1 tRNA gene and 1 rRNA gene are annotated in these 257 nt (G+C 51.4%); both read left to right on the top strand.

What is annotated here, in order from left to right:
• Window positions 1-3: 3 nt before the first annotated feature.
• A 5S ribosomal RNA gene (rrf, locus tag ACEN4I_RS13575) occupies window positions 4-119 on the top strand.
• Window positions 120-130: 11 nt separating this feature from the next.
• Window positions 131-206 (top strand) — tRNA-Val (locus ACEN4I_RS13570).
• Window positions 207-257 lie beyond the last annotated feature (51 nt).

The following is a 257-nucleotide window of genomic DNA, read 5'->3' as shown; positions in this document are numbered from 1 at the left end:
ATGTGTGGTGACGATGGCAAGAAGGTCACACCTGTTCCCATGCCGAACACAGTAGTTAAGCTTCTTAGCGCCGAAGGTAGTGAGGGGTTTCCCCTTGTGAGACTAGGACGTTGCCGCGCATATAGTTTTTGGAGGTTTAGCTCAGTTGGGAGAGCATCTGCCTTACAAGCAGAGGGTCAGCGGTTCGAGCCCGTTAACCTCCACCATGAGTCATTAGCTCAGTTGGTAGAGCATCTGACTTTTAATCAGAGGGTCGC

Origin of the sequence: Desemzia sp. FAM 23990 (assembly GCF_045528485.1) — a bacterium.
In the GTDB taxonomy this organism is placed as follows: domain Bacteria; phylum Bacillota; class Bacilli; order Lactobacillales; family Carnobacteriaceae; genus Desemzia.
This window is presented reverse-complemented; position numbering and strand designations above follow the sequence as displayed.